Origin of the sequence: Winogradskyella sp. (genome assembly GCF_013213975.1) — a bacterium.
Taxonomy (GTDB): domain Bacteria; phylum Bacteroidota; class Bacteroidia; order Flavobacteriales; family Flavobacteriaceae; genus Winogradskyella.
On sequence record NZ_JABSST010000027.1, the window covers coordinates 1 to 22,066 of the forward strand.

Below are 22,066 nucleotides of genomic sequence, written 5' to 3' on the forward strand. Positions count from 1 at the left end.
TAATGTTATGGGTAACAAAACACGTGTTAAAGTGGTTAAAAATAAAGTTGCCCCTCCATTTAGAACTGCTGAGTTCGATATTATGTATGGAGAAGGTGTTTCTAAAGTAGGAGAAGTACTCGACCTCGCTGTTGAACACGACATCGTTAAAAAGAGTGGTTCATGGTTTAGCTATGAAGACACGAAATTGGGTCAAGGACGTGACGCTGTTAAGTCATTAATTAAAGACAATCCTGATTTAATGGACGAACTTGAAGAAAAAGTTAGAGCATTAATCAATGACAATCAGTAAGTTACAAAAAAAATCCTGAAAATTCAGGATTTTTTTTGTTTTTAGACGCAACCCTTTTGCATATTCTGCATCTACGTAGTGAATTTGATTATGTTATCTTCTTAAAGAGGTGGTGTAATGGTGATGATGAAGGTAAAAATCAGTACTATATTGAGAGCACCTATTGCAATAAATAGCACCAAATCAAAATAGTAGATAATTATTAATTAAATCCAACAACAATGTGAGTTTAGAAAGACTCATTAAAAATTGTATAAAACAAGATGCTCAAGCACAAAGCCAATTATACAAGCAATATGCAAGTAAATTATTTTCGCTTTGTCTTAAGTATTCTAGAAATTATGCCGAGGCAGAAGACAATCTGCACGACGCATTTATAACTGTATTTAGTAAAATAGATCAGTATAATAATAAAGGTTCTTTTGAAGGTTGGTTAAAACGAATTGCAATTAATACGTCATTGCAACGCTACAGAGAAAATGTAGGAGTATACGATATCACTGATGAAGGTAATATTGAGGATGTTAGCGTAGATATTAATGACAAAGATTTGAGTATAGATTTTTTACTAGGTCTAATTCAAGAATTGCCTGACAGATATAGATTGGTTTTCAATTTATACGTTTTAGATGGTTACACGCATGTTGAGATAAGTGAATTAATCAATATTTCAATAGGAACCTCAAAATCTAATTTAGCAAGGGCTAGATTGATTTTAAAAGATAAAATAGAAGATTATAAAGCGAATAGAAGTTCGCAATCATTATAATAATGAACGAAAAGAAAAATATAGATAGACTTTTTCAGGAAAAGTTTAAAGATTTTGAAGTAGCACCTAATGATGCTGTTTGGAATCGTATAAGCGAAAGCCTTCCTAATAAAAAGAAGAAACGCAGAGTTATCCCTATTTGGTGGCAGATTGGTGGTGTAGCTGCAGCTGTTCTTTTATTGGTTACTGTTGGGATATCTGTTTTTAATTCAGATGCTGACCCGTCTGCGCAACCAATCGTTGTTGATACAGAAAAAAATAATCCCGATTCTAATCAAAACACCACTAAAGAGGATAAAATTTTAAATGATACTAACGGCGTTGAAAAATTGGAGTTTGTAGATTCTAAGAATACTTTAGAACAAAACGAAAATTCTAATGACAAAATTTCAACTCAAAATTTTAATACCGCTAAGCAATTTATCCAGAGTCCCAAGTCGCAGTTAAATTCAGTAGCTGCGTATTACGAAAATAGGGATAACGGGCAGAAAACTTCTCAATCTGAATCGTCTGATCCAGTAAGTACAAATCACGATAAGTCAAACGATTCGAAGGTTGCTTTGAATACAGAAAATAAAGAACCTAATTCAAGTTTTAAGAAGTTAGAATTAATTAAAGGGCCAGAATTAAAGTCTACGATTAAGAAAACAATTGAGGAAAGAAATACTGCCGTAACTAACCAATCTAAGGCTCAAAACTCCACCGATTCTTCAGTTACCGAGAATAGTCAAAAAGAAAAAGAAACGGAAATTCTTAAAGAAGACCCGAAAAAAGAATCTCTTTATGATGCAATCGCTGATACTAATGAAGAGGAAGATATTATTGATGAAAAAGAAAATGAATCAAACAGGTGGAGCATAAGACCGCATGTTGCACCTGTTTACTACAGCTCTCTTGGTAATGGATCTTCTATAGATCAGCAATTTGCTGAGAATACCAAAAGTGGAGATATTAATATGAGCTATGGTATAGCTGGTTCTTATGCCATTTCTAATAAATTAAAAGTAAGAGCAGGGGTTAATTTAGTTAATCTTAACCAGACGACTTCTGGTGTTTTAGCAATAACCAATCCAAATCCTGCTGCCTCAGTAGCTTTTATTACTGTAGGAGGAAGAACACCTCAAAAATATCAGAATATTACGCTTAATAGCAAAACACAGTCATTATCATTAATGAGTACAAGTTCAATGGTGGCTTCTTCTGATTTAAGTTCTTATAAAGTAGGAAGTATCGATCAACGCATTGGTTTTATTGAGGTGCCGTTAGAAGTAGAATATGCACTTTTAGATAAAAAGTTTGGCATTAATGTGATTGGTGGATTTAGTACTTTCTTTTTAAATAATAACGAATTGTACGCTGATCTTGATGGTGTATCTACGTTAATCGGTGAAGCTAATAATATAAATAGTACAAGTTTTAGTGCCAACTTTGGATTGGGCTTAGATTATAACTTGTCTAAACAATGGAATATAAATCTTGAACCTCAGTTCAAGTATCAACTGAATACATTCAATAACACATCTGGAGATTTTAGACCGTTCTTTATTGGAGTGTATACAGGTATAAGTTTTAAGTTTTAGGTGAACTTTAAATTAGGTTAGGTTGTTGCAACACATAAAAAGCAATGATGAATGCAATGATGACAAAAAAGCTACTCGTGGTTAGGGTGGCTTTTCCTTTTTTAGACACTTTTTAAATTTTTACATAGTTCATCTTCAATTACCTCTCGTACTTCTGCATTTAGAGTTTTGGTATCGTCTATAGTTAGCGACTCAGTAGTAAAGAAAAGATGAATTTTGGCTAACATTCTGCCAGGACCACCACTAAAGAAGGTATATGAAAAGCGCTTTTTATTATCATAGAACGTTATAGGTACAACAGGTATTTTATGATTAATAGCTAATCGAAACGCACCATCCTTAAAGGTATCTAATACAATAGCCTCATCTGGCACTCCACCTTCTGGAAAAATACAAATACTTAAACCTTGTTTAAGTCTACGTTGTGCCCTTAAAAAAACAGCTTGTCTACTTTTAACACTGCTGCGATCTACGAGTATACAAGTACGCTTGTAAAAGAATCCAAAAAGTGGAATTTTTGCTAATTCTTTCTTACCAACAAATACAAATGGATTTTTAACTGACACCAACATTAGCATAATATCCGTCATTGAGGTATGGTTCGCTACAAACATGTAGCTTTTCTTACGATCTGGAGTTTCTTCCCGCAGGATTTTATAATTGAAGCCCATTCCTATTAAGATGAATTTAGCCCATATTCTGGCGAGTCTAAAGAAATAAGGATACCATTTCTCTCTTGAAATAGATAGAAGTAAAACTGGAAATAAAACAATAATAGGTATTGCCACTAGTATGTAAAACCATATGCGATACAAAACCCAAAATGGATATTTAAATATTGCCATAGCACCAAAACTAATTAAATAGTTTTAGTAAAAAAATTATCTTTGCGCATCGTTTAATTTTAAAAGAAATTCCTGTTTTTACAGGACGTTGACATGGCAAGAATACTAACAGGCATACAAAGTACAGGGACACCGCATTTAGGAAATATTTTAGGCGCTATTTTACCTGCAATAGAAAAAGCCAAAGACGAGGCTAATGATTCTTACTTATTTATTGCAAACCTGCATTCTTTAACTCAGATTAAAGACGCCAAAATCCTTCGTAACAATACCTACTCTACTGCAGCTGCGTGGTTAGCATTTGGTCTTGATATCGATAAAACCGTTTTTTATAGACAGAGCGATGTGCCACAAGTTACCGAGTTGGCCTGGTATCTTAATTGTTTCTTTCCTTTTAAGCGTTTAGAATTAGCCCATAGTTTTAAGGATAAAGCAGACCGACTAGACGATGTTAATGGTGGCTTGTTTACCTATCCTATGCTAATGGCAGCAGATATTCTACTTTACGACTCTGAAATTATTCCTGTAGGTAAAGATCAAGAACAACATATTGAGATGACACGTGATGTTGCTTCACGTTTTCATGCTAAAATGGGAGGTGAAACCTTTGTGTTACCAAAAGCAGATATTCAAAAAGATACCATGCTTATTCCGGGTACCGATGGTGCAAAAATGAGTAAGAGTAAGAACAACATTATAAATATCTTTTTACCAGAAAAGAGATTGCGCAAGCAGATTATGTCCATTCAAACTGATAGCACTCCATTAGAAGAACCAAAGGATTGGAAAACCTGTAATTGCTTTGCTATTTATAGTCTTTTAGCTTCTGAAGAGCAAATCACTGAAATGAAGGCTAACTATGAAGGTGGTAATTATGGGTATGGCCATGCTAAACAAGCCTTATACGAATTAGTACTTGAACGATTTGCTAAACCTAGAGAACGCTATAGCTACTACATGGCTAATCTTACTGAGGTTGATGCCGCTTTAGCTAAAGGTGCTGATAAAGCTAAAATTGTTGCTGATAATGTATTAAAGCGTGTGAGGGCTAAGGTTGGGTACTAATACAATTCAAATAACTTTCCAGGTAAGGGTCTAACCACACCTTTAAGTTCCATATTCAACAAAATTCCTGCCAATTTGTAAGACGGTATATTACAATCTATGGCAATAACATCTAACAGTTGCTTATCGTTTGCTTTTAGGTAATTGTATATGGTTTTTTCATCAGAGTCTAATTCCACAAACAATTGCTTCTGTACAGCAGGTTTCTGTTCAGATTCTAACTGCCAATTTAATAAATAAGGAACATCCAGAGGCTGAGACAATAAATGTGCTTTTTGAAATTTAATTAGGTTGTTACACCCAACACTTTGGCTATCAGTAGTACGGCCTGGAACAGCAAAAACTTCTCGATTGTATGAATTGGCAATATCTGCAGTTACCAAACTACCACCCTTTGCGGCAGATTCTATAACAATAGTTGCTTCACTTAATCCAGCAATAATACGATTGCGTTTTAAAAAGTTATTACGATCAAAGGCATCTGTACTCCAAAAATCGGTAAAAAAGCCACCATGCTTTTCGATATCTGCAACATACTTCTTATGTACTTTAGGATAAATCTGATTTAGGCCATGCGCCAAACATCCTATGGTCTGAAGATTTTGTTTTAGTGATGACGTTTGAGCCGTTATGTCTGTTCCATAAGCAAAGCCTGATACTATAATTGGGTTATAGGGAGCTAAGGCTTCGACTAATTTTTCGCAAAAGGCAATTCCATTAGTCGTTATTTTCCTGGCACCCACTATACTTATAATGGGTTGCTGCTTTATATTGACACAACCTGACTGGAATAATACGATTGGACCATCAATACAATGCTTTAATTTTTCAGGATAGGTGTCATCCGTAAAATAATGGGTTAGAATATTGTTGTCTTTTATAAATCGAAGTTCATTCTCTGCTTCTTCTAAATGAATGTTGTCAAAAAGACCTTCAATAGTGATACTTCCAATCCCATCAATTTTTAAAAGCTTAGCCTTTTTTTCTTTAAACACTGCTTCAGCAGAACCACAGTGATTAATTAATTTCTTAGCCGTTGTAGATCCTATTTTTGGAACATGCTGTAAGGCCAAGGCATAAATTAATTGTTGTTCTGTCATTTTAAAGTATTGATAGCGAACCTACAAGAAACTAAAATTTTCTGATGTTAATAACTATCTGTGCCTAAACTTTTATCACTTTCAAAAATTTTTAATTTTGTTTTACTCTCTAACCGAGATAAGACTTAATTCCGGCTTGTGTTAGTATATATCTTAGTTCTACTCACAATCCCGTTTTAGTTTTGCAAGCAGAAATTATATGCAATTAGAAACTTACATTGGTGATCTATTATACCGTTACGATTGTGTAACTATTCCAGGATTTGGTGCGTTTTTAACGAACCGTGTTTCTGCTAAGGTTCACGAATCTACGCATACATTCTATCCGCCAAAAAAAGTATTGTCTTTTAATGAGCAAGTGCAAATTAACGCTGGCTTATTAGCTAACTTCATTGCTGAAGCAGAAAAGCTGCCTTACGAGACAGCAAATGCTAAAATTACTAAGCAGGTTAAAGCTATCAAGTCTTACTTAATCGAAGGAGAAACTATTCAACTAGAAAATATAGGTGAGCTCATCTTAAATGCTGAAGGTAAAATAATATTTAGTCCTTCTACTCATATCAATTATCTGACTGACGCTTTTGGTTTATCGCATTACACATCTAAATCTGTTTCTCGCGAACTTTATAAAAAAGAGGTTGAAGCAATAGAAGAGAAAACTCCTATTGTTATAACGCCAGAAAAAAGATCGAAGAACAATTGGTTAAAATATGCGGCCGCAGCAGTTCTCGTTTTAGGGTTTAGTAGCTATCTTGGTTATAACTACTATAGCACTTCTATTGAGAATCATAATCAATTAGCCCAAGAAGATGCTAATGCACAATTAGATGCCAAAGTACAAGAGGCTACATTTGTTATCAGCAACCCATTACCTGCGGCTACCTTATCTCTAGAAAAGCAAGCGGGAAATTACCATATTGTGGCTGGAGCTTTTAGAATTGAAGCTAATTCTGAGAAGAAAGTGAAACAACTAAGAGCTAAAGGCTATAAGGCTAGAACAATTGGTAAAAACAGATACGGTTTACACGAAGTGGTGTATGAAAGCTATCCTAATAGACTTGAGGCACAAAATGCGCTTTACAAAATCCGAAAAGCGCACAACAAAGATGCTTGGTTATTGATCAAGAAATTAGACTAATCTTTTTATAGCACTTAATTTATTTCAATCTATCTTTGCGAAAATTATTGTGATTTATGCATCCAAGAACCGCATTTCAATCTAAAACTGTAGTAACAGATCTTGTTTTACCAAGTGAAACTAACCCAATTAATAATTTATTTGGTGGTGAGCTTTTAGCTCGTATGGATAGAGCAGCTAGTATTGCCGCAAGAAGGCACTCACGACGTATCGTTGTTACTGCCTCTGTTAATCATGTGGCTTTTAATAGATCTGTACCTTTAGGAAGTGTTGTAACCATCGAAGCCAAAGTATCTCGTGCCTTTACCTCCTCTATGGAAGTTTACATGGATGTTTGGATAGAAGACCGTGAATCTGGTGAATGCATAAAGGCTAATGAAGCTATTTACACCTTTGTTGCTGTTGATGAAACAGGTCGTCCTGTTAAAATTCCTGAGCTTATTCCAGAAACTGATTTAGAAAAAGAACGCTTTGAAGCTGCATTGCGCCGAAAGCAATTAAGTTTAGTTTTGGCTGGTAAAATGAAGCCTTCGGATGCTACTGAGTTAAAAGCACTTTTTGAATAGTCCTTTTTGTCATTCCGCACTTGATGTGGAATCCACATGAAAGCACATTGTGTTTTTAGAATTAGATTCCTACCTTCACAGGAATGACAAACTCGATTAAACCTTTTTGAATCTTTTAAGTCTTATCATTAAACCAAATTTATTTAATGATGAGATACCTAGTTTACACTTTAGTTTTTGTATTTGCTTTAAGCTTTAGTTCTTGCGCAAGTCGTGTCGTTGTAAAACAACCTGCAACTGTTACTGTAGTCACAAAATTACCTAAACAATATAAAATTGTTAGAGTAAAAGGAAAGCGCTACTACTTTTTTAATGGTAAACATTATAGAAAAACCAGAAGCGGTTATGTTGTGGTTAGAGTCTAATTCTTAATAAGCCAGTATTCTGGATTAAGTACCTGATTATTTTTATTGATTCTGAAGCCTAATAACGTTTCACCACGTAAGCGATTGGTGAATACTTGACCTATGGTTTGGCCAGTCTCAATTTTATCCCCTTTTTTCACATAAACTTTAGAAAGGTTCATATAAATAGTCAGGTAGTTACCATGTCTAATTAGTATTGCAGGATTTCCATTCTTTACTATTAGAACTTCAGAAACTTCACCCTTAAATACCGCTTTTACCTCTGCATTGGTCTCAGTAGCAATTTGAATACTCTTGTAATTATTAGTCACCGACGCATCTGTTAATGACCGTCGTTTACCAAATTTACCTTTTATTACACCTCTTGTAACTGGCCAACCCAATTTACCCTTATTAGCTTCAAAACTAGAGGCTAATCTTTTGGCTTCTGGAGTTAATACAAACTTACCTGTTGAATTTGTTTTACCCGCCTTCTTGTTTGATGCTGCAATAGCTTCTCTAATTAATCGGTTTATCTCTTTATCAATACGATCTGCTTCTTGCCGCTTTTTCTTAATCTGAGCTGTAAATTTACTCATATCAGCCTTTATAGAAGCCATTAATACTTCACGTTCCTTTAACTCCTTTTCAAGCTGTCGTTTTGCAATTCTATTTTCATCAATAAGTTTCTGCTTATCCTCTTTTTGTTTTGAAAGCGCAATATTTAGCTCTTGTAATTCCTTGGTTTTTGTTTTAATTACTTCACCTTGCTCCTTAAGGTAATTCGCATATTGCTTTATATACTGCAATCTTTTGTATGCTTGTTTAAAGTTAGTTGAAGACAATAAAAACATGACCTTACTTTGTTCAGACTTGCTTTTATAAGCCTTTACAATCATGGCTGCATAATCGTCCTTTAATTCTTGTAACTGAATCCTTAGGCTTGTTATTTCTTTTTGATTTGCATTTATCTCACGTGTCAATAAATTGGCTTGCTCATTAGTTATTCTTATGAGATTCTTTCGTCTTTGGACCTTGTAGTTTAAGTCTTCAATCAAAGTAATTTCAGAACGCTCCTCTTTCTTTTTACCCGTTAAAAAAGCCTTGAATTTATCAATTTCACGCAGAATTTCTTGACGTTGTGCCTCGAGCTTTTTTTGCTTGTCACTTTGAGAAAAAGTGAACGTAGAGAAAAGGACAAATCCTATGAGAAGAAAAGTTCTGAAATTATCTAGACGCATTATTTAATAACTATTTCTTTATATCCCTTTGGAATTTTAAATGGAAATCTTACCTCCTCATTTAGCGTAATAGATTTAAATTCCAGTACAATGGAAACTTCATCACTATCCTCTACGGCAATTATTCTTATATCTTTTGGTAAAACCTGCCTATCTACTTCTTGATAGGCTTTATAATCTATTTGAAGTATACGCTTTTTTAATTGCTGAAACAATTGCAAACTGTCCATTTTAAAGTGCGCTGGATTAATGAGGTAAAATAGTTCTAGCAAGGCATTTTGATTTTTTGGTTGTAAGGCATAAGAATTGCCATTCACCGAAACTGAGTACGATTGCTCTTTTAAATCATAAATTGCCTGTCCTAGTAGCACATTCTGAACTTTATTAAAGTCTAATTCTACTCCTGCAAAATCACTTAATAATTTATAATCACCATCAAAATACTCATTGTCTTGCTTGTTATAGAAGCGCACTTTTTCTGGTGTTATCATCATGCGTGCAAGACCCAGAGGCGCACTAAGCCAAATAACTTTATCTTTTTCTACCCTCAGATTAAAAGTTGCACCTTGTTCTTTGTCGCCTTGAGCTAAATCTATTCTAACCCTAGCTTGCATAGTGTTAAAATCAGCGTCGTTTTTTTGATGTTGCTTTATAACTTGCTTTGCAGAAAGTCTTTCGCTAGCCTCACCAGACGCGATAACATTTTTAGCAGATTTACAATTGGTCGTAACACCAACTAAAACAAAAAGCAAAGTGAATTTTATAATCCTATTTATAAAAGTATGATTCATTTATTGCTGGTTTTTAAGGACTTGTGCCTTTTTAGCAAACGTTTCAGATTTACTATTGTTATTTAAAGCTTTATAGGCAACACTCAATTGCGTGTAAAAGTCTGATTCCATTATTGGATTATCAATTAAGAAATCTAAACCTATCTCTAAACTGTCAATTGCCTTTTTATGTGCACCTTGTTGATTATTTGCAACTCCGTTTACTAAATATAAAATAGGTTGTGCTGGATACAATTCAAGGGCTTCTTCACTCTCTGTAACAACATCTTCAAACGCTTGTAAATCTAGCTGAATCAGTAAGATATCCTTTATTAGTTTAAAATCATTTGGGTTCTGTTTTAAGGCTTCTTTAAAATTTGCTAAGGCCTTTGCCTTATCACCAGACTTTAAATAGTACTGCCCTAAATTATTATATGTTGCTGCGTCTTTATTATTATCTACTAATGCTGTGATTTCAACTAAATCCGATTCATATTCAGGATTTTTTGACACAAAACTCACAAAATCCTTTAATACTTTAGCTTTAGCCTCTGCATTAATCTCAGGACTTGTTAGAGAAATTTTTACTGAGTTAATGGCATCGTCTATTTTTTCGTCTTCAAGATAAAACTTATATAAAGCCAGATGTACAAACTTTGAGTCTGGTTTTATTTTTAAAAGGTTCTGAGCTGCTTTATACGCTTTTTTTCTATTACCAGTTTGACTGTATCTGTAAATGAGTTTTAAATGATTTTCTTCGTTATTTGGGTTATTAGCAATGCGTTGTTCTAAATTATCGATACGATCGTCTGCGTTACCCGTAATTCTGTAAATATCGTTACGCATAGCATCCCTACTTTCGCTTACACCTAATTCTTGATCCAACTCATCTAACAGTTCTAAAGCCTGCTTATAGCGCTTTTCTCTTGCGTATAAAGCGGCAAGATCCTCTTTGTAGTCAGGATGATACTTAACGAGTTGTTTAATGGTTTTAATAGCGTTATCAATATCATCTTGTTGAAAGTATACATCGTACAATTCATCAAGGAACCACTCATTATCCGGTTGCATGCTAATGGCCTTCTTAAGATTGTCTTCAGCAGCACCAAAGTTTTTAAGTTTATTGTAGTTCTTTCCTAATTCAAAATAAATTACTGGCCTTTTACTGTCCAGGTTTAAACACTTATATAGTGATTCGACAGCTCTGTCATAATTCTCAATCCCCTTTTGCTTAAGTGCCTCGAAAAAATATTCTTGAAATTCATCTTTTACATTGCCCAAATCGTCATCAGGTCGTTTATTAAAATCAACCTGAGCATGAGAAGTTTGAGAAATTAATAAATTCCCAACTATAATTAGTAGTATGTAGAAATGTTGTTTCATTAATCTATTTTGAAAGATAGTCCTCTACATCTTCAAATGAATTAAATATTTTTTCAATTTTTGTGCCATTATCGATAATTACATAGGTAGGATATGCTTTAATATCTAATTCATTTCTAATTGACTTAAGAGAATCTCCCTCTCTATAATTTTTCCAGTCGTATTTATTCTGAATAATGTAGTTTTTAAACAATTCATAATCTTTATCATTCGAAATACCAATTAACTCAAAATTATTAGATGTTAACCAATCTTTTTTAGTCGCAATGTGTTTATGATCTTTTACACAAGGTGCGCAATTTACAAACCAAAAATCTATAATATACTTTTTGTCTTTATCGAGAACTATTGTTGATATATCATTTCTTAAGTCGTAGAATTTATAGTTAGAAAACTCTAAGTTCTTGACTTGTATAGTCTTTTGGAGCTGAGCGTGAGGTCTAAAAAAAGAATGATTTTTTAATAACTCCTTTTGATTTATTAATAGTTCATTTAATCTTTCAAGATTTTTTAATTTATTCTGATTTCTGAGAATATAATTATCTGCTAAAGCTAGTGATAATGGACTTTCTATATTTTCCTTTATCTTTTTAAAGAGATAATTATCAATTATAGAATCTTCAACTTTCTTATTAAATAAACCACTTAATTTTTTTGACACACTCTTCGATTTATAATATAAATCAGAACCAATTATTGTATCTACAATTAGCTTATTATCTATCTTTCCTTTTATTGTTATATTATTACCATTAAGCCATATTTGATTATGCCTTACAGGACTTGAAACCATTTTACCCTCTTTGTAAAAAAGAATGTTATATAAATCATTAATACTATCGTTTAAATCTAGTCTTATTGTATCTCTAAACGGAATTTTATGGAACTCACGTTGTTGACCAATATCAAGAATTAAAACACTATCTATATCATCCTTCGATTCAAGAATCAAGTTTATGTTAGCATTTAATCCTTTATTATAAAGTTTATTTTCAGATTTACAGCTTAACACAATTAATGCTAAAACAATTACGAAAACTGTCTTCCCCATGAATTTAAAATTGGTCAAACTTCAATATCTTTTATGAGATAACTACTCCAAAACAGAATAATCGCCTATACTAATCTTGGTAAAGCCACCATCATACTTAACATGGTTACCAATCATAGCCTCCTCTAAATTAGCGTTTTTAATAGTTGTTTGATTCTGGATTAAGCTATTTTTAACGCTTGAGTCTTCTATAAGGCAATCTTTTCCTATAGAAACGTTTGGTCCAACCGATGTATTACGTAACACTGTACCATCACCAATAAAACAAGGCTCTATTATATTTGCGTTTTCCAAAACCACAGAATCATGCACCAATTGCTCTTCATTATCAGCCGCTAAGAATCCTAACATTTTAGCATTAGTCTCCAAAGTGACATTCTTGTTTCCACAATCCATCCACTCATCAACAGAACCTGTTTTAAATACTTTACCATCTGCCATCATACGTTTAATACCATCATTTATTTGGTATTCACCACCATTCATAACGTTTTCATCTAACACCTCTTGAAGCTTATCCTTTAAAACGGCTACCTCTTTAAAGTAATAAATACCAATTACAGCTTGGTCACTCACAAACTCAGAAGGCTTTTCTACCAACTCTACGATGCTATCTTTTTCATCTAGTTTAACTACACCATAAGCTTCAGGATTTTCTACGCGCTTCGTCCAAATAACACTATCTGCTGTTGGATCTAAATCAAACTCAGCTCTTATTAAAGTGTCTGCATAAGCAATAACCGCTGGACCTGATAAAGAAGGTTTTGCACTCATAATTGCATGTCCCGTTCCTAAAGGTTGGTCTTGTCTGTAGATAGATGCTTTTGCACCTAATTCTTTTGCTAAACTGCTTAGGCTTTCTACAACATCATCACCAAACCAAGCTGGATCACCAAGAACAAAGGCAACCTCTTCTATAGGTTGCTTTAAAACCTTGGCTATATCTTTTACCAAACGATGCACAATAGGTTGTCCTGCAACTGGAATTAAGGGTTTTGGTACTGTTAAACTATGAGGTCTTAGGCGAGATCCACGTCCTGCCATTGGTACTATTATTTTCATTTTATAAGTCTATGTTTGATTTGATTATTTTGTTCCTGTGCTACCAAAACCTCCTTCGCCTCTCTCAGTTTCAGATAGCGTTTCTACTTCATCCCATTCTGCACGTTCATGCTTAGCAATAACAAGTTGCGCAATACGTTCGCCATTATTTATGGTGAACTCTTCATTAGATAAGTTTACGAGAATAACTCCTATTTCGCCTCTATAATCGGCATCTATAGTGCCTGGTGCATTAAGTACTGTTATTCCTTTTTTTGCTGCTAATCCACTACGCGGTCTAACCTGAGCTTCTATTCCTATCGGTAACTCAATAAATAAACCAGTGCCAACAATGGTACGTTCTAATGGTTTTAATATCCTTGCTTCAGTAATATTTGCACGTAAATCCATACCTGCTGCAGCTATGGTTTCATAATGTGGTAAATCGTGTCTTGATTTGTTAATTATTTTAATTTTCATCCCCTATTTAATAATGCTTTTAATTCCGTCTTTTCTAATAAAATGACTAATACAACAAACACTGTCATTAACAATGTGCTAAGGTAATAGTTGGCTCTTAGATGTTCAAACGAAATATAGGATAACACAACGGCTATAAGTATATAAAAGCCAATTCTAGAAACTTGATAAGGAACTCTATAATATTTCTGTCCTAACAGGTAGGATACGCTCATCATTACAAAATAAGCTACAAGAGTTGTCCAAGCGGCCGCTATAAAACCATGTTCTGGCAATAACCAAATGTTCAAACCTATAGTTATGAGCGCTCCAATAATTGAAATGTACATTCCAAATCTCGTTTTATCTGTGAGTTTATACCAAATGGCTAAATTGAAATAAATCCCTAAAAAAAGATTGGCTAAAAGAACCACAGGAACAATTTCTAATGCTTTCCAGTAACTAGGATCTCTAACAATTAGTGCTTTAAAAGCATCTATAAATCCAATGATAAACAATAATATAATCAACCCAAAGATTACAAAATACTTCATAATGAGTGCATATGTAGTTTTAGCATTTTTTTCTTTGGCATAATTAAAAAAGAAAGGTTCTGCTCCTAATCTAAAAGCTTGAATAAAAATGGTCATGAAAACAGCTAGTTTATAACACCCCGCATAAGCACCATTGATATCTTTACCTAATACCTCAGGGATTAACCATTTATCAAAATTTTCATTTATAACATAGGCCATTCCAGCCACCATAATCGGCCAAGCATATGAAAACATTTCCTTGAAAACTTCCTTATCGAAAATCCATCTAATTCTAAAGAAATATGGAGATAATAATAATAAGGTCACCGCACTGGCACAAAGATTTGCAATAAAAATATACTGTACCAGATCCGAATTGTCGTATTTAAAAATCTCTATACTAAACTTAGGAATTGCCCACAGAAAAAAGAAATTGAGTATAACATAAACAAAAATGTTAATCAATTTAATGGCTGTAAATTTTAGTGGTTTCCCGGTGGCACGCAAATATGCAAATGGTGCAACAACGATAGTGTCTAAAGCCAAAACTCCAACTAAATAATTGAAATAGTCCGTTCTCAGACTAAATGCTTCTGCAATTGATTGCCTGAAAAATATAACTAGAAAGAAAACTAATGTCGTTGAAACTAATAAACTGATTAGTGTCGTCGAATACACTTTTTCTTTTTCTTTATGCTTACTAAAAAACCTGAAGAAGGCTGTTTCCATTCCGTAAGTTAATAGCACATTAAAAAAGGCCGCATAAATATAGAAATACGTGTTATCAGAATAACTGGCTGTATCTAAAGTTTCTGTATGCAATGGCACCAAAATAAAATTCATTAATCTTGGTAATACCGTTGCTAAACCGTAGATAATAGTGTCTTTAAAAAAGGATTTAAGAACGCTCAAATTGTGATCTTACTAATACTCTCAAAAATATTAAATATTAACAGTCAAAACAGTTAATTCTACAAAAAAAGCCTTGTGTTTAACAAGGCTTAATTAATTGTGTTTTTCTACTTTTAGTTGTTTTCATTTTCTTCGTCTAAAGAAGCCATACCATTAGCACTTGATTGCTCGTAAATTGAAGGTGGCCCATTCTCGTAATAGATTCCTGCCACTTCATTAATGGTTGTAATTTTACAGTACTTTAATTGGCCATTTTCTGTATAACTAATGACACATTCATCATCTTTTAATTTAAATGGATAATCCACCGGTCTATCTGCTTTCTTAAAGGTATATAAACGCGACGGGTGTTTTAATACTGAAGTGTACTTTCCTTGGTCTTTAATAAGATTACCTCTTAAATTTCGGAAGAAAACCTCGTTAAAAGTTACACCTTCATCAGTATCGGAAATAGGTAGAAAAATATTAATACCTCTTCCACCGACTTTAATTCCTGCGTACCATTCTTGGAATGTCACAGGCTTAACTGTAAATGGTGTTTGTTGTTCGAAATTAGGTGTTGTTAATTTGGGACTAGCACATTGAAATGCAAATGATATCGCCATAGCAAAAACGATAATGTAAGATACTTTTTTAAGATTCTTCATTACTATGTAGGTTAAGATTTAGAAATCCAAGATATAAAATTATCTAGTTTTGCTGATTATTTTCACAATTAATCGATGAAGCGTAAAAAAATGTAAGTTTTTTAAAATAAAAAATCCCAACGTAATACGTCGGGATTATAAATTGTTTTATGCTAAACTAAATTAGCCTTACTAAATTTTAATTGTTAAGCGCTTCTGCTCCACCAACAATCTCTAAGATCTCATTAGTAATTGCAGCTTGTCTTGCTTTATTATAGGTTAACTTCAATTGATCTCTCAATTCTGTTGCATTATCTGTTGCTTTGTGCATTGCTGTCATACGCGCACCGTGTTCTGAAGCAAACGAATCTCTTAACGCCTTAAACAATTGAGTTTTTAATGACTTAGGAATCAACGTTTCAACGATTTCTTGTTTTGAAGGTTCAAAAATATAGTCTAAGTTAACGTTAGCATCACTCTCAACAGGTACTATCGGTAAAAATTGTTCTGACATAACAATTTGAGTTGCTGCATTTTTAAAGCTGTTATACACTAACTCTACTTTATCAAAATCACCTTCAACAAACTTATCCATGATCATTTGTGCAATTTCTGCCACGTTATCAAAGGTTAAGTCATCAAATACCTCGCTTTTATTAGCAATAACATTTCCTCCCTTTCCGAATGCATCATTTACTTTCTTACCAATAGCCAATATCGATACTTCTTTGTCAGAATATTCAGATAACAATACATTAACTTGTTTGATAATATTAGAATTAAATGCACCTGCCAAACCTCTATTAGATGAAATAGCAACAAGAAGCACTTTATTTACCTCTCTTTGCTCAGCAAATTTACTTCCGCTGTCTGCATCTAAAGTTGCACTTAAACTCTGTAAAAGCTCAGTTAACTTATTAGAGTATGGACGCATTGCTGTAATAGCATCTTGAGCTTTCTTTAATTTTGCAGCAGACACCATTTTCATAGCACTTGTAATCTGCATCGTAGAGGATACTGAAGATATTCTATTACGTATTTCCTTTAAGTTCGCCATCCTTTATGTTATAAAGACTCTATGAAAATTCACAGAGTGACATTAGTTTTGTTTTTAAGCACTGAATTTAGCAGAAAGGTCCTTTGCTACATTAGTTAATGTATCAATTACCTCATCTGTTAACTTACCAGCCTTTAAGGTATCTAAGACATCTCTATGCTTAGCATTTAAGAATTCGATATAGTCTCTTTCAAATTCTTTTACCTTTTCAACAGGTACATCTCTAAGTAAGTTTTTAGAACCTGCATAAATAATTGCTACCTGATCTTCAACTGTAAATGGATCGTTTTGAGCTTGCTTTAAGATCTCAACGTTACGCTTACCTTTTTCAATTACATTAAGTGTAGCAGCATCAAGGTCAGAACCAAACTTAGCAAACGCTTCTAATTCACGGAACTGTGCTTGGTCTAATTTTAATGTACCTGCAACTTTCTTCATTGATTTAATCTGAGCCGAACCACCTACACGAGATACAGAGATACCTACGTTAATTGCTGGACGTACACCAGAGTTGAATAAATCTGACTCTAAGAAAATCTGACCATCAGTAATCGAAATTACGTTTGTTGGGATATATGCAGATACGTCACCAGCTTGTGTTTCAATAATTGGTAATGCTGTTAAAGAACCACCACCTTTTACGATTGGCTTTAACGATTCTGGCAAATCGTTCATGTCCTTAGCAATATCATCATCTGCAATTACTTTTGCAGCACGCTCTAATAATCTTGAGTGTAAGTAGAAAACGTCACCAGGATACGCCTCACGTCCTGGAGGACGACGTAATAATAATGATACCTCACGATATGCAACCGCTTGCTTAGATAAATCATCATAAACAATTAATGCTGGACGACCAGTATCTCTAAAGTATTCACCAATTGCAGCTCCTGCGAATGGTGCATATACCTGCATTGGTGCAGGATCTGAAGCGTTAGCAGCTACAATTACAGTATATGCTAAAGCTCCCTTATCTTCTAATGTTTTTGCAATGTTAGCAACAGTAGATGCTTTTTGACCTACAGCTACATACACACAGAATACAGGCTCACCTGCATCGTAAAACTCTTTTTGGTTTAAGATGGTATCAATACATACTGTTGTCTTTCCTGTCTGACGGTCACCAATAACAAGCTCACGCTGACCTCTACCTACAGGAATCATAGCATCGATAGACTTAATTCCAGTTTGCATTGGCTCATCTACCGGCTGACGGAAAATTACACCAGGTGCTTTACGTTCTAATGGCATTTCGTATAAATCACCACCAATTGGTCCTTTACCATCAATTGGGTTACCTAGAGTATCAACAACTCTACCAACCATTTCCTCACCTACTTTAATCGATGCGATACGATTAGTACGTTTTACTGTTGCACCTTCTTTAATTTCTTTAGAAGGTCCTAATAATACGATACCAACGTTATCTTCTTCAAGGTTAAGTACAATACCTTCTAAGCCACCTTCGAATTCTACTAATTCTCCGTATTGCGCATTAGAAAGCCCGTAAGCACGTACAATACCATCACCAACAGTTAATACTGTTCCTACTTCGTTTAATGAAGCACCTGCTTCAAAACCTGAAAGTTGTTGTTTTAAGATTGCTGATATTTCAGCTGGTTTTACTTCTGCCATTTTATTTTAGTCTTTAACTATAATCTATAGCTATTAATTTAATGTAAATTCTCTCTTTAATTTATTTAGTTTATTAGCAACACTAGCATCATATTGCAAGTCACCAACACGTAAAATGAAACCACCTAAAATGGATTCATCTACTATATTTTCAATCTCTGTTGCTTTTCCAGTAAGCTCTTTTACTTTTGCTAATACCTTTTTCTCTAAATCCTTAGTTAAAGGTGTTGCTGAGGTTACTTTAGCAATCTGAGTCTCACGTAAAGCGTCGTATAATTGATTGTATTTTGACGCTACATCGCCTAATAAAGCAATTCTCTTATTTGCAATTAAAGTTTCAATCAAGTTCGAAGTAGCTGTTTTAGCACTTGAAAAAACTGAACTTAAAACTGCCTTCTTATCTGCAGATCTCACAACAGGACTCTGAAGCATTGCTCTTAAATCTATATTCTCAGAAATTGCAGATACAATTTGTTTCATATCAGCATTAACAGCATCAGCTTCCTTATTATCGGTAGCTAAACTTAACACTGCCTTAGCATAACGTATTGCTGCTCTAGACTCTGCCATTTATTTTTAGTTTAATTTAGTTTCACCTAACATATCTTCAACCAACTTAAGCTGTTTGTCTTTGTTAGATAATTCACCACGCACAACTTTTTCTGCGATATCAATTGATAATCCAGCAACATGACTTTTCAACTCTGCCATTGCTGCTTTCTTTTCACTCTCAATTGCCGCTTGTGCCTTTTCAATGATTTTGCTTGCTTTTTCCTGAGCTTCTGTTTCCGCCTTTGCAATAGTTTGCTCTCTAATTTCACGAGCATCCTTAAGCATTGCTTCTCTTTCAGCACGTGCTTCTTGTAAGATACGCTCATTATCTGCTTGAAGATTCTCCATCTCCTTGCGTGCATTCTCTGCTGAAGCTAAAGCGTTTTTAATACCTTCTTCTCTATCGCTAACAGCACCGAGAATTGGTTTCCAAGCGAATTTTCTTAAAATAAAAAGTAGGACTAAAAACGTAATTAATGTCCAAAAAACAAGTCCAAATTCAGGTGTAATTAAATCCATTTCGTTTTGTTTAAAATAATTTAAATTTTAAAGAATACAGAAGCAACCAACCGTTACTTCTGTATCTCTTTGTGTCTTATCCCTGTAAGAAAGCAACAACAACACCAAATAGTGCTACCGCTTCTACGAAGGCTGCTAAGATTAATGCAGAAGATTGAATCTTTCCGTGCATCTCTGGCTGACGAGCCATAGCTTCCATAGCTGACCCACCAATCTTACCAATACCAACACCAGCTCCGATCGCTGCTAAACCAGCTCCAACAGCTGCAATTCCAGTAATAGTCATAATATAAAATTTAAATTAATTAATGATGTTCTTCTTCAGTTGCCATTCCAAAATAAAGGGCTGACAATATTGTAAATATATATGCTTGTATTGCTGTTACAATAACCTCAATAACTGTAATAAATAATGAGAACGCTACAGAAACTGGTGCAATTGCTACAGTTTTAAATACAAATATCAATGACATTAATGCTAATATGATTACGTGTCCTGCAGTAATGTTAGCAAACAAACGAATCATTAGAGAAATTGGCTTCACAAACATCCCAATTATCTCAATTGGCATTAAAAATATTTTCATTGGTACAGGAACTCCTGGCATCCAAAAGATGTGTTTCCAGTAATTTTTGTTACCACTAAATGTTGTTATAATAAAAGTAATTGTTGCCAGTGTAAAGGTAAACGCAATATTACCACTTAAGTTGGCGCCATTAAGAATAGGAATAAGTCCAAAAATATTATTAATCCATATAAAAAAGAATATGGTTAACAAATACGGCATGTATCTTTTGTATTTGTGCTCGCCAATCATTGGTCGTGCAATCTCATCTCTTACGAATACGATTAAAGGCTCTACAAAACTTGCAATACCTGAAGGTACATTGTCATCAGACCTTTTGTAACGACGAGCAGCCGTCAAAAAGATTAAGAATAATACTGCAATTGACACCCACATCATAAATACGTTTCTCGTAATAGATAAATCAAATTTTGGACGGTGTGCATTTGTTGGATGTCCTTCAGCATCATAAGCAACTTCAGAAGCACCTTCATCTAAAATGTAAACTTTCTCATGGACATTTACAAAACGCTGACCATTTCTTTCAACAATCTCATGACCATGGTAATCGTGGTGAAAAGCCGATGATGAAAAAGTGGTTAATCCTTTATCTGTATATACAATAACAGGAAGTGGTATTGTTATATGCGCTTCGTTTTCTTCACCTTGGTTTAAGGTTGCGATGTGCATTCCATAGGCATCCTTAACGTGATGTAAAATCATCTCTTTGGGATCGAATTTTTCATCTTCTCCTCCTTCTTTAGCATCCTTGGCAAAACCAAAACTAAATACTGATAAAAACAGAACTGTAAATACTGTGTGTTTTAAGGTGCTTAATGTCATTCTTTGTGGCTTTAAAATACCTTCTTTTAAATTCGCTGCAAATGTACGAACATTAAATGAATTGACAAGCAATAATTTCACTATAATTTTTAACGGCTTTATATCGATAAAAACAGTGCTTTTGAGCGATACGTGTTTATTGCTTTTGAAGAAATTTTGTGATGGTGAAAACCTCAAAAAACAAATACAAAAAATAAGGGATGAAAAAGTTAAAAACATCAGGCTGCTTATTCTCAAAATCTGAGAGAAGTAATGGCAATAAGAACAAAATGGCGAGTATCATTTTTACAAATGTCATACCCATAAACAAATTAAAAATCTGTTTTTTACCTGAAGAAAAGACGTAATTAATAATAGTATAAAATACAAGTGTCACTACAAAATGGAACACATAAATCTGCCATACAGGAAAAAAGAACGTCTTATCATTGGCTAAATAATGTAGTAAATAAGCATGTATCCCAAAGGTTATAGCTGTAACACAGCTTAGCAGTAATAAAAAGGCAAATTGTCTCTTTTTGAATTGTTCCATCTAATTGTCTTTTGAAGCTGCAATAATACGTCTAATTACAAAAACAATTGATATAATAACAAATCCTAAAGTAAAACCTAGAGTGAATAGATTATTATCATTTGGATAATTCTCATCGAGTTTAATGCCAATATAGGTGCCTACACAGATGATTGCCACCATCTGAATAACTAATCCTGAAAAACGTGCGTAAGAGTTAAGCCTGTCTTTCTGGTCTTTGAGCGGTTTCTGCTTGTCTTGGTTTAACTGGCTCATTTGATAATGCTTTTACAGTGCCTTTCATACTACAAGTAGCATTAAATGTAGCACCTGGTTCTACAGCTAATTTACTTGTATGAACCTCACCTTCTATATGTGCTGTAGATTTTAAAGATAGGGTGCCGGACAAAATAAGTTTTCCTGAAAATTTTCCTTCAAAATCAGCGTTTTCGCCTTGGAGCGTTCCTTTAATGAATCCTGTTTTTCCGATAACAACTTTACCTGAAGTTTTAATATTACCTTCTACTGTACCATCAATTCTAAATGGCCCTTGACTTGCTATATCACCAACTATTTTGGTGCCATGTGCTATAATATTCTGTTGTGTACTTGTTTCCATAGTGGCTAGGTGTTTAGATTTTTTGTTGTCTGAGGAAAACATCATT

The 22,066-nt window shown here is 33.9% G+C and carries 25 protein-coding genes and 1 pseudogene; 7 read left to right on the forward strand and 19 right to left on the reverse strand.

Annotation, left to right across the window (positions count from 1 at the left end):
- From HRU49_RS05530 to HRU49_RS05540, 3 genes and pseudogenes are all read left to right on the forward strand, one after another.
- Positions 1–292 (forward strand): annotated as a pseudogene (locus HRU49_RS05530) (DNA recombination/repair protein RecA); the annotation flags it as partial.
- Positions 293–515: 223 nt separating this feature from the next.
- Entirely contained in the window at positions 516–1,061 is a 546-nt protein-coding gene (locus tag HRU49_RS05535) for an RNA polymerase sigma factor (protein ID WP_296354979.1), read from the forward strand.
- A 2-nt stretch (positions 1,062–1,063) separates the two neighbouring features.
- Positions 1,064–2,641 carry a hypothetical protein gene (locus HRU49_RS05540; protein WP_296354982.1) on the forward strand — a complete coding sequence of 526 codons (1,578 nt, stop codon included), beginning with the start codon at positions 1,064–1,066 and terminating at the stop codon, positions 2,639–2,641.
- A gap of 101 nt (positions 2,642–2,742) precedes the next feature.
- Here the strand turns inward: HRU49_RS05540 and HRU49_RS05545 are convergent, their stop codons facing one another.
- The gene (locus HRU49_RS05545; RefSeq protein ID WP_296354984.1) at positions 2,743–3,486 is read right to left on the reverse strand and encodes a lysophospholipid acyltransferase family protein; all 744 of its coding nucleotides are present in this window, start codon (positions 3,484–3,486) and stop codon (positions 2,743–2,745) included.
- A 93-nt stretch (positions 3,487–3,579) separates the two neighbouring features.
- Between HRU49_RS05545 and trpS the strand changes: the two genes are divergently transcribed.
- On the forward strand, positions 3,580–4,551 hold the full coding sequence (gene trpS, locus HRU49_RS05550; RefSeq protein WP_296354986.1) for a tryptophan--tRNA ligase: 972 nt from the start codon (positions 3,580–3,582) through the stop codon (positions 4,549–4,551).
- Here the strand turns inward: trpS and dprA are convergent.
- Positions 4,548–5,651, reverse strand: coding sequence for a DNA-processing protein DprA (gene dprA, locus HRU49_RS05555; protein ID WP_296354988.1), 1,104 nt, complete (start codon positions 5,649–5,651; stop codon positions 4,548–4,550). The genes trpS and dprA overlap by 4 nt on opposite strands.
- A 199-nt stretch (positions 5,652–5,850) precedes the next feature.
- Here dprA and HRU49_RS05560 point away from each other — a divergent pair, with 199 nt between their 5' ends.
- The 3 genes from HRU49_RS05560 to HRU49_RS05570 all read left to right on the forward strand — a co-directional run bounded on the left by HRU49_RS05560 (position 5,851) and on the right by HRU49_RS05570 (position 7,720).
- Entirely contained in the window at positions 5,851–6,789 is a 939-nt protein-coding gene (locus tag HRU49_RS05560; protein ID WP_296354990.1) for an SPOR domain-containing protein, read from the forward strand.
- 56 nt (positions 6,790–6,845) lie between these two features.
- Entirely contained in the window at positions 6,846–7,355 is a 510-nt protein-coding gene (locus tag HRU49_RS05565; protein WP_296354992.1) for an acyl-CoA thioesterase, read from the forward strand.
- 146 nt (positions 7,356–7,501) lie between these two features.
- Positions 7,502–7,720: a DUF6515 family protein gene (locus HRU49_RS05570; protein ID WP_296354993.1), complete on the forward strand. Its 219-nt coding sequence runs from the start codon at positions 7,502–7,504 to the stop codon at positions 7,718–7,720.
- Here HRU49_RS05570 and HRU49_RS05575 read toward each other — a convergent pair.
- The 17 genes from HRU49_RS05575 to HRU49_RS05655 all read right to left on the reverse strand — a co-directional run bounded on the left by HRU49_RS05575 (position 7,717) and on the right by HRU49_RS05655 (position 22,062).
- Positions 7,717–8,940 (reverse strand): peptidoglycan DD-metalloendopeptidase family protein, encoded by a 1,224-nt coding sequence (locus tag HRU49_RS05575; RefSeq protein WP_296354995.1) that lies wholly within the window; start codon positions 8,938–8,940, stop codon positions 7,717–7,719. The two genes, HRU49_RS05570 and HRU49_RS05575, sit on opposite strands and share 4 nt — an antisense overlap.
- On the reverse strand, positions 8,940–9,731 hold the full coding sequence (locus HRU49_RS05580; protein ID WP_296354997.1) for a DUF4292 domain-containing protein: 792 nt from the start codon (positions 9,729–9,731) through the stop codon (positions 8,940–8,942). The genes HRU49_RS05575 and HRU49_RS05580 overlap by 1 nt, the downstream gene beginning before the upstream one ends.
- Entirely contained in the window at positions 9,732–11,093 is a 1,362-nt protein-coding gene (locus tag HRU49_RS05585; RefSeq protein ID WP_296354999.1) for a tetratricopeptide repeat protein, read from the reverse strand.
- 4 nt (positions 11,094–11,097) lie between these two features.
- On the reverse strand, positions 11,098–12,144 hold the full coding sequence (locus tag HRU49_RS05590; protein ID WP_296355002.1) for a thioredoxin family protein: 1,047 nt from the start codon (positions 12,142–12,144) through the stop codon (positions 11,098–11,100).
- A gap of 42 nt (positions 12,145–12,186) precedes the next feature.
- Positions 12,187–13,206: a sugar phosphate nucleotidyltransferase gene (locus HRU49_RS05595; RefSeq protein WP_296355004.1), complete on the reverse strand. Its 1,020-nt coding sequence runs from the start codon at positions 13,204–13,206 to the stop codon at positions 12,187–12,189.
- Positions 13,207–13,230: 24 nt separating this feature from the next.
- Entirely contained in the window at positions 13,231–13,665 is a 435-nt protein-coding gene (gene dut / locus HRU49_RS05600; protein ID WP_296355006.1) for a dUTP diphosphatase, read from the reverse strand.
- Complete coding sequence (locus HRU49_RS05605) at positions 13,662–15,092, reverse strand: oligosaccharide flippase family protein (RefSeq protein ID WP_296355008.1); 1,431 nt, start codon at positions 15,090–15,092, stop codon at positions 13,662–13,664. The genes dut and HRU49_RS05605 overlap by 4 nt, the downstream gene beginning before the upstream one ends.
- A 113-nt stretch (positions 15,093–15,205) precedes the next feature.
- Positions 15,206–15,739 (reverse strand): hypothetical protein, encoded by a 534-nt coding sequence (locus HRU49_RS05610; protein WP_296355010.1) that lies wholly within the window; start codon positions 15,737–15,739, stop codon positions 15,206–15,208.
- Between the two features lie 178 nt (positions 15,740–15,917).
- Positions 15,918–16,775 (reverse strand): ATP synthase F1 subunit gamma, encoded by an 858-nt coding sequence (gene atpG, locus HRU49_RS05615; RefSeq protein ID WP_296355013.1) that lies wholly within the window; start codon positions 16,773–16,775, stop codon positions 15,918–15,920.
- Between the two features lie 54 nt (positions 16,776–16,829).
- Positions 16,830–18,410, reverse strand: a complete 1,581-nt coding sequence (gene atpA / locus HRU49_RS05620) for a F0F1 ATP synthase subunit alpha (protein WP_296355015.1) — start codon at positions 18,408–18,410, stop codon at positions 16,830–16,832.
- A gap of 33 nt (positions 18,411–18,443) precedes the next feature.
- Complete coding sequence (gene atpH, locus HRU49_RS05625) at positions 18,444–18,980, reverse strand: ATP synthase F1 subunit delta (RefSeq protein ID WP_296355017.1); 537 nt, start codon at positions 18,978–18,980, stop codon at positions 18,444–18,446.
- Between the two features lie 6 nt (positions 18,981–18,986).
- Positions 18,987–19,481, reverse strand: a complete 495-nt coding sequence (locus HRU49_RS05630; protein ID WP_296355019.1) for a F0F1 ATP synthase subunit B — start codon at positions 19,479–19,481, stop codon at positions 18,987–18,989.
- Between the two features lie 76 nt (positions 19,482–19,557).
- The gene (atpE, locus tag HRU49_RS05635) at positions 19,558–19,767 is read right to left on the reverse strand and encodes an ATP synthase F0 subunit C (RefSeq protein ID WP_296355021.1); all 210 of its coding nucleotides are present in this window, start codon (positions 19,765–19,767) and stop codon (positions 19,558–19,560) included.
- Positions 19,768–19,786: 19 nt separating this feature from the next.
- Positions 19,787–20,971 (reverse strand): F0F1 ATP synthase subunit A, encoded by a 1,185-nt coding sequence (atpB, locus tag HRU49_RS05640; RefSeq protein WP_363146343.1) that lies wholly within the window; start codon positions 20,969–20,971, stop codon positions 19,787–19,789.
- A 55-nt stretch (positions 20,972–21,026) separates the two neighbouring features.
- Positions 21,027–21,422, reverse strand: coding sequence for a hypothetical protein (locus tag HRU49_RS05645; RefSeq protein ID WP_296355023.1), 396 nt, complete (start codon positions 21,420–21,422; stop codon positions 21,027–21,029).
- Positions 21,423–21,677: an AtpZ/AtpI family protein gene (locus tag HRU49_RS05650; RefSeq protein WP_296355026.1), complete on the reverse strand. Its 255-nt coding sequence runs from the start codon at positions 21,675–21,677 to the stop codon at positions 21,423–21,425. It lies immediately after the preceding gene.
- On the reverse strand, positions 21,619–22,062 hold the full coding sequence (locus tag HRU49_RS05655) for a polymer-forming cytoskeletal protein (protein WP_296355053.1): 444 nt from the start codon (positions 22,060–22,062) through the stop codon (positions 21,619–21,621). Before HRU49_RS05655 ends, HRU49_RS05650 begins: the two co-directional genes overlap by 59 nt.
- Positions 22,063–22,066 lie beyond the last annotated feature (4 nt).

Excerpts from the sequence above, each read along its gene's own strand:
- HRU49_RS05545 (WP_296354984.1), bottom strand. The coding sequence starts at position 3,486 with ATGGCAATATTTAAATATCCATTTTGGGTTTTGTATCGCATATGGTTT.
- HRU49_RS05565 (WP_296354992.1), top strand. The coding sequence starts at position 6,846 with ATGCATCCAAGAACCGCATTTCAATCTAAAACTGTAGTAACAGATCTT.
- HRU49_RS05580 (WP_296354997.1), bottom strand. The coding sequence starts at position 9,731 with ATGAATCATACTTTTATAAATAGGATTATAAAATTCACTTTGCTTTTT.
- HRU49_RS05610 (WP_296355010.1), bottom strand. The coding sequence starts at position 15,739 with ATGAAGAATCTTAAAAAAGTATCTTACATTATCGTTTTTGCTATGGCG.
- HRU49_RS05575 (WP_296354995.1), bottom strand. The coding sequence starts at position 8,940 with ATGCGTCTAGATAATTTCAGAACTTTTCTTCTCATAGGATTTGTCCTT.
- HRU49_RS05655 (WP_296355053.1), bottom strand. The coding sequence starts at position 22,062 with ATGTTTTCCTCAGACAACAAAAAATCTAAACACCTAGCCACTATGGAA.
- HRU49_RS05630 (WP_296355019.1), bottom strand. The coding sequence starts at position 19,481 with ATGGATTTAATTACACCTGAATTTGGACTTGTTTTTTGGACATTAATT.
- HRU49_RS05585 (WP_296354999.1), bottom strand. The coding sequence starts at position 11,093 with ATGAAACAACATTTCTACATACTACTAATTATAGTTGGGAATTTATTA.
- HRU49_RS05595 (WP_296355004.1), bottom strand. The coding sequence starts at position 13,206 with ATGAAAATAATAGTACCAATGGCAGGACGTGGATCTCGCCTAAGACCT.
- atpG (WP_296355013.1), bottom strand. The coding sequence starts at position 16,775 with ATGGCGAACTTAAAGGAAATACGTAATAGAATATCTTCAGTATCCTCT.
- HRU49_RS05570 (WP_296354993.1), top strand. The coding sequence starts at position 7,502 with ATGATGAGATACCTAGTTTACACTTTAGTTTTTGTATTTGCTTTAAGC.
- dprA (WP_296354988.1), bottom strand. The coding sequence starts at position 5,651 with ATGACAGAACAACAATTAATTTATGCCTTGGCCTTACAGCATGTTCCA.
- HRU49_RS05540 (WP_296354982.1), top strand. The coding sequence starts at position 1,064 with ATGAACGAAAAGAAAAATATAGATAGACTTTTTCAGGAAAAGTTTAAA.
- atpE (WP_296355021.1), bottom strand. The coding sequence starts at position 19,767 with ATGACTATTACTGGAATTGCAGCTGTTGGAGCTGGTTTAGCAGCGATC.
- dut (WP_296355006.1), bottom strand. The coding sequence starts at position 13,665 with ATGAAAATTAAAATAATTAACAAATCAAGACACGATTTACCACATTAT.
- HRU49_RS05560 (WP_296354990.1), top strand. The coding sequence starts at position 5,851 with ATGCAATTAGAAACTTACATTGGTGATCTATTATACCGTTACGATTGT.
- atpA (WP_296355015.1), bottom strand. The coding sequence starts at position 18,410 with ATGGCAGAAGTAAAACCAGCTGAAATATCAGCAATCTTAAAACAACAA.
- HRU49_RS05650 (WP_296355026.1), bottom strand. The coding sequence starts at position 21,677 with ATGAGCCAGTTAAACCAAGACAAGCAGAAACCGCTCAAAGACCAGAAA.
- HRU49_RS05645 (WP_296355023.1), bottom strand. The coding sequence starts at position 21,422 with ATGGAACAATTCAAAAAGAGACAATTTGCCTTTTTATTACTGCTAAGC.
- HRU49_RS05590 (WP_296355002.1), bottom strand. The coding sequence starts at position 12,144 with ATGGGGAAGACAGTTTTCGTAATTGTTTTAGCATTAATTGTGTTAAGC.
- trpS (WP_296354986.1), top strand. The coding sequence starts at position 3,580 with ATGGCAAGAATACTAACAGGCATACAAAGTACAGGGACACCGCATTTA.
- atpH (WP_296355017.1), bottom strand. The coding sequence starts at position 18,980 with ATGGCAGAGTCTAGAGCAGCAATACGTTATGCTAAGGCAGTGTTAAGT.